Source organism: Microbacterium sp. CPCC 204701, from assembly GCF_004010105.1.
GTDB lineage: Bacteria > Actinomycetota > Actinomycetes > Actinomycetales > Microbacteriaceae > Microbacterium.
The window spans coordinates 1-9,344 of sequence record NZ_RRYE01000086.1 but is presented as its reverse complement, the minus strand read 5'-3'; the positions used below and the strand labels follow the sequence as shown (position 1 = coordinate 9,344).

Below are 9,344 nucleotides of genomic sequence, written 5' to 3'. Positions count from 1 at the left end.
CCGCGCACCCCCGTGATGGCCGACTCCACGACGGCCGCGGCGAGCGCGTCGATGACGGATGCCGGCTGCCACCGCACCGGGCCGTGCACGGCGATCTCGGCGAAGCCGTGGACGGCCGACCAGCAGGCCCATTCCGCGTATGGCCGGCGTTCGGGGGCGAGTGCGCCGACGTCGACCATTGCGTCGAGGGTGTCCATGAGGACCTGGAACGGCGCCACGATCTCGTCATCGAGCGTGACGATGCCCTCGCTCGCGGTGGTGTCCTGCGTGAAGAACGCGGTCTCGAACCACCCGCGCTCGGCACGGGCGAAGTCGATGTAGCCGAACCCGACGCGGCGCAGCTGCTCGATCGCGGCGTCGTCGGGGGCGAGTCCGGAGGGCGCGGCGGCGACGTGCTCGCCGATCGCGCGCGCGAGGGTGAGCTGCGCCTCGCGGGCCACCGCGCGGACGAGGTCCTCCCGGTCGGTGAAGTGGCGATACGCGGCGTTGGGCGAGACCCCGGCCGCGCGGGTCGCCTCACGCAAGGTCACTGCCCCCGGACCGCCGGTGCGGGCGAGCTTGAGACCCTCCTCGATGAGGGCACGTCGGAGGTCCCCGTGATGATAGGTGCGCACGGCTGAGGTCATTGCGCGGCCTCCGTCGAGTGTGTACGGTGTGAACATCGATGTGAACGGTGTCCACATCGAGCCTACTCCTTGTCATCGCGCGGTCGTCCCACCCACACGCCGAAGGATTCCCATGAGCCATTCGTCGCCCGCCTCGGGCGCCACGACCGCGGCCGACGAGGCCGTCCAGCACCGCCCCGACGCGCGCACGCTGCGCGCCTTCTACCAGGTGCTCGTCAACACCGCCCTGGCCAACGTGACCTCGAGCTACCTCTGGTGGGCTCTCACGTTCTGGGTGTACCTCGAGACCAGATCGGTACTCGCGACCGCCATCATCGGCGGGTCGTACATGCTGCTCGTGGCCGTGCTGGGCGTCATGTTCGGAGCGCTCGTCGACCACATGAAGAAGAAGGCGGTGATGATGCTCTCGAGCATCATCACGCTCACCACCTATGTGCTCGCCGGCGGCCTGTACCTCGCGTTTCCCGAGAGCACGCTCGTCGACTGGGGAGGGCCGTGGTTCTGGGTCTTCGCCGGCGTCATCCTCATCGGCGGCGTGGTCGAGAACCTCCGCAACATCGCGCTGTCGACGACCGTGACGCTGCTCGTGCCCGCCGACCGCCGCGACAAGGCGAACGGCATGGTGGGTGCCGTCCACGGCATCGCGTTCATGGTGACGAGCGTCTTCTCGGGACTGTCGATCGGCTTGCTCGGCATGGGGTGGACGGTCGCGATCGCCATCGCGGCGACCGCCATCGCGTTCGCGCATCTGGTGTTCGTGCCCATCCCCGAGCGCGGAATCGCGCATGTCGAGGGCGCCCCGGCAGGGCTGAGCCTTCGGGGCGTGATCCCCGCGGTCATGGTGGTGCCGGGGCTGCTCGCCCTGATCCTGTTCACGACGTTCAACAACCTCGTGGGGGGCGTCTTCATGGCCCTCATGGACCCGTACGGCCTCACCCTGTTCTCGGTCGAGGTGTGGGGCATCGTGCTCGGTGTGGCGAGCTTCGGCTTCATCATCGGCGGCGGGCTGGTCGCGAGGTTCGGCCTCGGCAAGAACCCGGTGCGCACGATGCTGCTGGTGAACGTCGGCATCGCGGTGCTCGGCATGACCTTCGCGATCCGAGAGGTGTGGTGGCTGTACGGGCTCGGCATCCTCGTCTTCATGGCCCTCATGCCGATCGCCGAGGCGTCCGAGCAGACCATCGTTCAGCGGGTCGTGCCGTTCGAGAAGCAGGGCCGCGTGTTCGGCTTCGCCGCGAGTGTGGAATCCGCCGCCGCGCCGATCTCAGCGTTCCTCATCGGCCCCATCGCCGAGTTCGGGCTGATCCCGTTCATGGAGTCGGCCAGCGGTCAGCAGGCGTTCGGCTGGCTGCTCGGCGAGGGCGAGGCGCGCGGCATGGCCCTGGCGTTCGTCGGCGCGAGCCTGCTGCTGCTCCTGGTCGTGCTGCTGGCGTTCGTGTCGAAGCCGTACCGCGAACTGTCCGCCGCGTACGCCGCGGCGCCCCCGTCGCTGCACACCGACGGTGAGGGTGACGCGGATGCCGAGGTCGATGTGCCGGCCCACGAGCCGGGCGAGCCGAAGGCGGACGCGCTCGACGCGATCGGCGAGGCCGGAGGGGATCTGCGCTCGAGCGTCCGCTGACCCGGTCGCAGTCCTCGGTCTGCGGCTCGCGGCCGGGCCCCGCGGTTCGGTTCGCAGGAGGTTTCGCCGATCTCGGGCGAGTAACCGGCGTGTCGGCGAGGAGTGCGCCCGATTGTCCTGCGAGACGGACATCGAGCCGCGCCCCGGATGCCTCTGCTGTCGCGTCAGTCGAGCTCGGGCGTGCGGGGCGGGGGAGTGCGGCGCGGTCGCAGCGCCTCGAACGCCGAGCCCCAGGCGAGCAGCTCGGTGTCGGAGTACGCGCGGCCGGCGAACGTGAGCCCGACTGGCATGCCGATGTCGGCCATCGTCCCCATCGGCACCGTGACTGTCGGAATTCCGAGGTGCCTGATCGCCAGATTGCCGTTCGCGACCCAGACGCCGTTCCGCCACGCCCGTGCCGCCGACTCCTCGTTCACGTCGGCGTCGGCGGCGCCCACGTCGGCCACCGCCGGGAAGATCACCGCGTCGAGCCCGAGCCGCGACATCCAGTCCTCGAGGTCGAGGCGTCGCGTCTCTTCGAGCCCGCGCACCCCGGCCTCGAGCTCGGGGATGTCGGTGAACGACGCGTACGGGTGCTCGCGCACCTGCGCGGGGTACGTCGCGATGTCGTCATCGAAGCCGGTGTAGCGGTCGGGCAGCGCGCCCTCTGGGTGCGGGAAGATCGCGGCCCCGTCGACGTCGTCGAGCCGATCGAGCGACGGATCGCCGTTGGCGCGGAGGAAGTCGTCCCACGCCCACGCCGACAGGTCGACGATCTCGCGGTGCAGGAACATCTCGGTCACGAGCCCGCGGGTCTTGATGGTCGGCGCGCCCGGCCGGTCGCCCTCGTAGTTCGACACGACCGGGAAGTCGACCTCGACCACCTCGGCGCCGGCGGCCTCCAGGTCGCGCCGCGTGGCCTCCCACAGCGCGAGCACTGACCGCCGTGTGTCGATGCGGGTGCCCGTCGGACCCCCGATGCCGCCCAGGGGGTTGGTTCCGGCATCCGGATCTGCGCCGATGTACATGCGCGGGACTCCGAAGCGCCGACCCGCCAGCGTCGCGCGCGCGCCGTCGACGTCGTGCGCGCCGAGCGCCGGGTACGACGCGGGACGGATGGCCGAGGCATCCGGGATCTCGATCCAGGGCTGTGCGCGCCAGAAGTCCCCGCGCGTCTCGCGGTCGTCGGCCACCATCACGTCGAGGACCTCGAGCAGGTCGCCCATCGTGCGCGTGTGGGGAACGACGACGTCCATGGTCGGAACGAGCGGCCAGTTGCCGCGCACCGAGATCACCCCGCGCGAGGGGGTGTAGGCGCAGAGGGCGTTGTTCGACGCCGGCGCCCGGCCGCTCGACCACGTCTCTTCGCCGAGGCCGAACGCCGCGAAGGATGCCGCGGTGGCGGTTCCCGATCCGTTGGAGGATCCCGAGCCGAAGGCCGACGTGAGGTAGTCGGCGTTGTAGGGGCTCTCGGCGCGGCCGTACACGCCGCGCTGCATGCCGCCGTTCGCCATCGGCGGCATGTTCGTGAGGCCCAGGAGGACGCAGCCGCCCTCGCGCAGCCGCTCGATCGAGAACGCGTCGCGCTGAGCCACGAGATCGGCGAACGCCGGCGAGCCCGCCGCGACCGTGAGCCCGCGGGCCAGAAACGAGTCCTTCGCCGTGTACGGAATGCCGTCGAGCGGCCCCCGCGTGCGCCCTTCTGTGCGACGGCGATCGGATGCCGCGGCCTCGGCCCGCGCGTCGGGGTTGCGCACGACGACCGAGTTGAGCGCGGTCGGCGTGTCCAGGCGGTCGTAGGCGTCGAGGCGCGCGAGGTACGCGTCGACGAGCTCGACCGCGGTCACGGCGCCGGACTCGAGCGCCGCGCGCAGTCCGGCGATGGACTTCTCCGCGACGGGATAGCGGCGGGTCATCGGGTCACCGCCGGCTGCTGCTGGGTGATGCAGTGGATGCCGCCGCCGCCGGCGAAGATCTGTCGCGCGTCGACCGTCACGGCGCGGCGCCCCGGATAGGCGGCCTCCAGGATCTCGCGCGCCCGGGCGTCGGCGCGCTCCTCGCCGAACCCGCACGCGATGATGCCGCCGCCCACGAGCAGGTGGTTGACGTAGCTGTAGTCGACGAACCCCTCCTCGTCTCGGAGCACTTCGGGCGCGGGGAGGTCGATGATCTCGAATCGGCGGCCTGCGGCATCCGTCTGCGCGGCCAGGAACTCGCGGAGCTCGCGCGTCACGTCGAAGTCGGGATGCTCGGGGTTCTGCTGCGCGTGCAGCAGGAGCCGCCCGGGCGAGGGGATCGTCGCGACGATGTCGACGTGGCCGTTGGTGCCGAGCTGGTCGTAGTCGCGGGTCAGGCCGCGCGGGAGCCAGATCGCCTTCGACGCGCCGATCGTGCGGAGCATCTCGGCCTCCACGCGGGCCCGGTCGGCGAACGGGTTGCGGCGCGGGTCGAGCTGCACGGTCTCGGTGAGCAGCACCGTGCCCTCGCCGTCGACGTGGATGCCGCCGCCCTCGTTCACGAGCAGCGAGCTGACCAGCTCGGCCCCGACGAGGTCGGCGACGAGGCGCGCATGCGCGGCGGACCTGCCCCATTCCGCCCAGTCGGGCGCGCCCCAGCCGTTGAAGACCCAGTCGACGGCGCCGAGCACGCCCGGGCGCTCATCGTCGACGACGAAGGTCGGACCGTGGTCGCGGAACCAGAACTCGTCGACCGGCGCCTCGACCAGCTCGATCTCGGGCGCGAGCATGCGGCGCGCGCGGTCGGACTTCGTCGGGTCGATCACCATCGTCACCGGCTCGAACTCGATGATCGCGTTGGCGACCGCGCTCCACGCCGCGTAGAAGCGCTCGTGCTCCGCGGGATCGTCGCCGAGCGTGGGACCCTCGGTGGGGAACGCCATCCACGTGCGCTCGTGCGGGTCGCCCTCGTGCGGCATCCTCCAGGCCATCGTTGCTCCTCTGCTCGCCCGCACTTATTGACCTTGCGATCAATAAGCGAACGTACCTACACTGGCGAAGTCATGTCAAGCACCGCTTCGCGTCCCCGCACGCGCAAGGCCCCCGCCGAGCGCGCCGCCGAGATCGTCGCTGCGGCGACCGCACTCGCCCGCGAGAGTGGACTGAGCGCGCTGACGCTGCGATCGGTCGCCGACCGCGCGGGCGTCGCCCCCGGGCTCGTCGCGCACTACCAGCCGTCGATAGATGACCTCGTCGCGCGCGCCTACACGGATCTCGTGGACGCCGAGGTCCGCGACGTCGAGCGTGTCGTCGCATCCGCCGGCGATCCCGCCGCACAGCTGACAGCGCTCATCGGCACGCTTGTGGACGGCGCCCGCGACGACCTGACGGTCGTGTGGGTCGAGGGCTGGGCGATGGCGCGGCACAACGATGCCCTCGCCGACGCGGTGCGGGCGCAGATGGAGCGCTGGCAGCGCCTCGTCGAGTCGATCGTGACCGACGGATGCCGCGCGGGCGTCTTCGCGGCGCCCGAGCCCGCCGAGATCGCGTGGGAGCTCATCGGGCTCATCAACGGACTGAACGCGCAGTCCCTCGTCCGTGGCGCCGACACCGCGCGCTTCGCGCCGCGCATGGCGCGCGCGGCTGCGGCGCTCGTCGGAGCAACTCCGGGCACGATCGAGTCGGCGGCCCGGGCATCGAGATGGTCCGTGGCACGCGACGCCTCAGGGTCACGCGGAGGGCCGGGATGAGCCGAGGACGCAGCGGGATGACGCGGAACGAGCGGGAACCCGCCGTCGTGGTCGAATTCCCGCTCCGGGGCGCCGGATGGATGGCGGTCACGACGCCCGCGGCGCGCGTGCCGAGCCACGGGGTCGACCTGCTGGGCCAGCGGTACGCGTACGACTTCGTCCGTGTCGACGACCGCCGGGGCGTCCACGTGCATCCGGCCTCGACGCTCGTCGCCGCGACCGTCGGCAGACGCACCGAGGAGTGCTACGCGTGGGGCGCGCGGGTGCACGCGCCGTTCGACGCCGAGGTCGTCGCGGTGTCGGACGGCATGCTCGAGCGGCCCTGGATCAACCCGTTCCGAGAGGCCGCGCGCATGCTCTGGAACGGCCTCACGTTCCGTCCGGAGAAGATCCCGTCGATCCTCGGCAATCACGTCATCCTTCGAGCCGGTGACGTGTACGCCGGATTCGCGCACCTCGCGCCGGGAAGCGTCGAGGTGAGCGCGGGTCAGCGGGTCGTGGTGGGAGAGGCCATCGGGCGCGTCGGGCACACCGGCAACTCGACCGCGCCGCATCTGCACTTCCAGCTCATGGACTCGCTCGACCTGATGAACGCGAACGGCATCTCGTGCGCATTCGCCCGGTACGAAGTGCGCGCCGGCGACGGGACGTGGTCGCAGGTCGAGCGCGGCATCCCCGGTCCGCGCGAGCGGCTGCGGCGGATGGGCGGTGAGAAGTCCCACGCCTCGGCTCGCTAACGCGTGGGCAGGCGGGGCGCAAGCCCCGTGCCGGGTTCGCGCAGACGGCATACCTTCGCAGGTGAACAGGACGGAGGATGCCATGACCAACCAGCCCATTCCCCCTTTCGTCCCGCCCACCGGCGATGACGACGACCTGACCACTGGAGACTCTCTCGACGCCGGCGAGACGCTCGACACCGACGAGTCGGTGATGGGCGACGACGACCGACCGCTCGACACCGACCTCGACGAGGATCGCGTCGACAGCGCCGCGGCCGACGAGCGTGCCGCCACTGAGCGCACGATCGGTGAGCAGACGGGCGTATGACGCGCGCGGGCCGGTTTCGCCTCGACGTAGGCGGTTGGTGAAGGCCCGCCGTCCCGCGAGCTGCGCCAGGATGGATACATGATCTCGATCCCCACCGTGAACCTGAACGACGACACCTGGTTCCCCGAGCTGGGCCTCGGAACCTACGATCTTCGAGGCGAGGACGGAATCGAGGCGATGGTCGCCGCGATCGCGTCCGGGTACCGCCTGCTCGACACGGCCGTGAACTACGAGAACGAGCGGGAGGTCGGCGAGGCCCTGCGCCGCAGCGGCGTGCCGCGCGGCGAGATCGTCGTCACGTCGAAGATCCCCGGACGCCACCACGGTCGCGAGCAGGCGATCGACAGCATCAAAGGATCGCTCGACATGCTCGGCCTCGAGCGCATCGACCTGCACCTGATCCACTGGCCGAACCCGAGCGTGGGCCGCTACGTCGACACGTGGCGCGGCATGATCGAGGCGCGCGACCAGGGCCTCGTGCGGTCGATCGGAGTGTCGAACTTCACCGAGCGCATGCTCACCGAGCTCATCGAAGAGACCGGCGTCACGCCGGCGGTGAATCAGGTGGAGCTGCACCCCTACTTTCCGCAGGCGGGGCTGCGGGCCTTCCACGCCCAACTCGGCATCCGCACCGAGAGCTGGAGTCCGCTCGCCAAGCGCAGCGAGCTGCTCACCGAGCAGATCCTGCACGAGCTCGCGGCCGTCCATGACGCCACCCCGACGCAGATCGTCCTGCGGTGGCACACGCAGCTGGGCAGCACGCCGATCCCCAAGTCGTCCGACCCCGACCGTCAGCGCGAGAACGCCGACGTGTTCGGGTTCACGCTCACCGACGAGCAGCTCGACGCGATCAGCGAGCTGCAGCGCGGCCGGCTGTGGGGCGGCGACCCGCTCACCCACGAGGAGATGTAGCCGAGGGATGCCGAGGCAGCCGTCTCCGCCTGACTCGTGTCGTCAGGCATCGGGGAGCGCGTCGAGCCACTCCAGGAACGTCTGCTCGCCCCGCACGGCGGCGGGGCCCGGAAGAAGTGCGCCGCGGCGGAGGGCGTGGCCCCACGCACCCGGCGCGTTCACAGTGGGAAGCGGACCGCGATAGCCGATCGCGCGCGCGTAGCGGCGCACCATGTCGGAGAGGTCCTCCTCGCGCGGGCCGCCGAACTCCAGCGCCCTGCCTTGAGGCGTGCCCTCGGCGAGATCCACCAGGTGCACCGCGACCTCGCGGGCGGCCACCGGCTGAACGCGCCCCCGCGGGGCGATGTGCGCGCCGGCACGGCCGCGGTGGAACAGCAGCGCGGCGTACTCGTGGAACTGCGTCGCGCGCAGGACCGTCCACGGCACGTCGCCCCCGGCGATCAGCCGCTCCTGGACGAGCTTGCCGGCATAGTAGCCGTCGGGCGCGGCATCCGCCCGCACGATCGTGAGGGCGAGGTGGTGCGGCACCCGTGCCGCACGCTCGGCCGCGAGAAGGCTCTTCGTCGCCCCGGCGAAGAACGACACCGACACGTCGGGCTTGTTCGTCGTGACGTTGGTGACGTCGATGACCGCGTCGACCCCGTCGAGCCGCCCGGCGAGTCCGGCTCCGCTCAGCAGCTCGACCCCGGTGCGTCGCGAGAGGATGACCACGTCGTGGCCGCGCGCGCGGGCGACGTCGACGAGGTGGGCGCCGGTGAGTCCGGTGCCGCCGGCGACCGCGAGCTTCACAGGGTCCTCTCGTGGCGAGTCGTTGCGAACCTCCATCGTGGCCGACGGGCCCGGAAGAGGGAAGCACGCGGGAGCGATCAGCCGAGCCCGTCGAGCCACTCCGCCGGCTCCGCTCCTGCTGTGGATCCACGGCAGGACGCTCAACCGCGGGAGCGCCAGGAGCTGGCGGTGGGCACCGCTGCTCCCATCGGCGAGGGTCTGCGGGTGTGGGCCGAGCTCACCGACGAGTCCCGCCGGCCGGAGCTGCCCGGGTGACCCCGGCTCAGTGCGGGGCGTGGTACTCGGTCTCGCCGCGCTTCCAGTAGCCCTTGATCGTCACCCCGGCGGGATCGAGACCCCAGCGGTCGAGGAGCAGCGCGCGGCCGGGCCTGACGATGGACTGCTCCGCCGCGACGAATCCGAACACCGACCCCTCCGGACGCTCGGCCGCAGAGAGGGCGTCCAGGCGAGTCGCGAGAGCCGATCCTGCGGGCGCGTCGCGACGGTGCACCTGCTCGACGACGACACCGGCGGGAGCGTCGATCGGCAGCTCATGCGCGGCATCCGTCACCTCCACGAACACGCGGCCGACAGCGTCGGCGTCCATGGACCGAGCGAAGCGGCGCATCGCGGGCACCGCGGTCTCGTCGCCGGCGAGCAGCCACGCGTCGGGCCGGCCGCGCAG

11 protein-coding genes are annotated in these 9,344 nt (G+C 71.4%); 6 read left to right on the top strand and 5 right to left on the bottom strand.

Features of this window, described 5'->3' with window-relative positions:
• On the bottom strand, positions 1–626 hold a 626-nt coding region (locus EIO58_RS07600; protein ID WP_164861580.1), incomplete at its 3' end, for a TetR/AcrR family transcriptional regulator.
• A 112-nt stretch (positions 627–738) separates the two neighbouring features.
• On the opposite strand from EIO58_RS07600, the gene EIO58_RS07595 reads away from it, so the two are divergent.
• On the top strand, positions 739–2,247 hold the full coding sequence (locus EIO58_RS07595; protein WP_127819021.1) for an MFS transporter: 1,509 nt from the start codon (positions 739–741) through the stop codon (positions 2,245–2,247).
• 164 nt (positions 2,248–2,411) lie between these two features.
• Here EIO58_RS07595 and EIO58_RS07590 read toward each other — a convergent pair whose 3' ends face one another.
• Together EIO58_RS07590 and EIO58_RS07585 are read right to left on the bottom strand one after the other, a co-directional pair.
• Entirely contained in the window at positions 2,412–4,142 is a 1,731-nt protein-coding gene (locus tag EIO58_RS07590; RefSeq protein ID WP_127819020.1) for an amidase, read from the bottom strand.
• Entirely contained in the window at positions 4,139–5,173 is a 1,035-nt protein-coding gene (locus EIO58_RS07585) for an agmatine deiminase family protein (RefSeq protein WP_127819019.1), read from the bottom strand. The genes EIO58_RS07590 and EIO58_RS07585 overlap by 4 nt, the downstream gene beginning before the upstream one ends.
• Before the next feature lie 72 nt (positions 5,174–5,245).
• Between EIO58_RS07585 and EIO58_RS07580 the strand changes: the two genes are divergently transcribed.
• From EIO58_RS07580 to EIO58_RS07565, 4 genes are all read left to right on the top strand, one after another.
• Positions 5,246–5,932, top strand: a complete 687-nt coding sequence (locus EIO58_RS07580) for a TetR/AcrR family transcriptional regulator (RefSeq protein ID WP_127819018.1) — start codon at positions 5,246–5,248, stop codon at positions 5,930–5,932.
• Between the two features lie 17 nt (positions 5,933–5,949).
• Positions 5,950–6,669: a M23 family metallopeptidase gene (locus EIO58_RS07575; protein ID WP_127819017.1), complete on the top strand. Its 720-nt coding sequence runs from the start codon at positions 5,950–5,952 to the stop codon at positions 6,667–6,669.
• Between the two features lie 82 nt (positions 6,670–6,751).
• Positions 6,752–6,979, top strand: a complete 228-nt coding sequence (locus EIO58_RS07570) for a hypothetical protein (protein ID WP_127819016.1) — start codon at positions 6,752–6,754, stop codon at positions 6,977–6,979.
• Between the two features lie 78 nt (positions 6,980–7,057).
• Complete coding sequence (locus EIO58_RS07565; protein ID WP_127819015.1) at positions 7,058–7,891, top strand: aldo/keto reductase; 834 nt, start codon at positions 7,058–7,060, stop codon at positions 7,889–7,891.
• Between the two features lie 42 nt (positions 7,892–7,933).
• On the opposite strand, the gene EIO58_RS07560 is transcribed toward EIO58_RS07565, so the two are convergent.
• Complete coding sequence (locus tag EIO58_RS07560; RefSeq protein WP_127819014.1) at positions 7,934–8,680, bottom strand: SDR family oxidoreductase; 747 nt, start codon at positions 8,678–8,680, stop codon at positions 7,934–7,936.
• Between the two features lie 120 nt (positions 8,681–8,800).
• Between EIO58_RS07560 and EIO58_RS19500 the strand changes: the two genes are divergently transcribed.
• Positions 8,801–8,935 (top strand): hypothetical protein, encoded by a 135-nt coding sequence (locus EIO58_RS19500; protein WP_274543199.1) that lies wholly within the window; start codon positions 8,801–8,803, stop codon positions 8,933–8,935.
• Between the two features lie 7 nt (positions 8,936–8,942).
• On the opposite strand, the gene EIO58_RS07555 is transcribed toward EIO58_RS19500, so the two are convergent.
• A partial coding sequence (locus tag EIO58_RS07555; RefSeq protein ID WP_164861579.1) for a siderophore-interacting protein occupies positions 8,943–9,344 on the bottom strand: 402 nt, incomplete at its 5' end.

What these genes read in the sequence shown, in the direction of transcription:
- EIO58_RS07595 (WP_127819021.1), top strand. Translation starts at nt 739, where the DNA reads ATGAGCCATTCGTCGCCCGCCTCGGGCGCCACGACCGCGGCCGACGAG.
- EIO58_RS07590 (WP_127819020.1), bottom strand. Translation starts at nt 4,142, where the DNA reads ATGACCCGCCGCTATCCCGTCGCGGAGAAGTCCATCGCCGGACTGCGC.
- EIO58_RS07585 (WP_127819019.1), bottom strand. Translation starts at nt 5,173, where the DNA reads ATGGCCTGGAGGATGCCGCACGAGGGCGACCCGCACGAGCGCACGTGG.
- EIO58_RS07580 (WP_127819018.1), top strand. Translation starts at nt 5,246, where the DNA reads ATGTCAAGCACCGCTTCGCGTCCCCGCACGCGCAAGGCCCCCGCCGAG.
- EIO58_RS07575 (WP_127819017.1), top strand. Translation starts at nt 5,950, where the DNA reads ATGACGCGGAACGAGCGGGAACCCGCCGTCGTGGTCGAATTCCCGCTC.
- EIO58_RS07570 (WP_127819016.1), top strand. Translation starts at nt 6,752, where the DNA reads ATGACCAACCAGCCCATTCCCCCTTTCGTCCCGCCCACCGGCGATGAC.
- EIO58_RS07565 (WP_127819015.1), top strand. Translation starts at nt 7,058, where the DNA reads ATGATCTCGATCCCCACCGTGAACCTGAACGACGACACCTGGTTCCCC.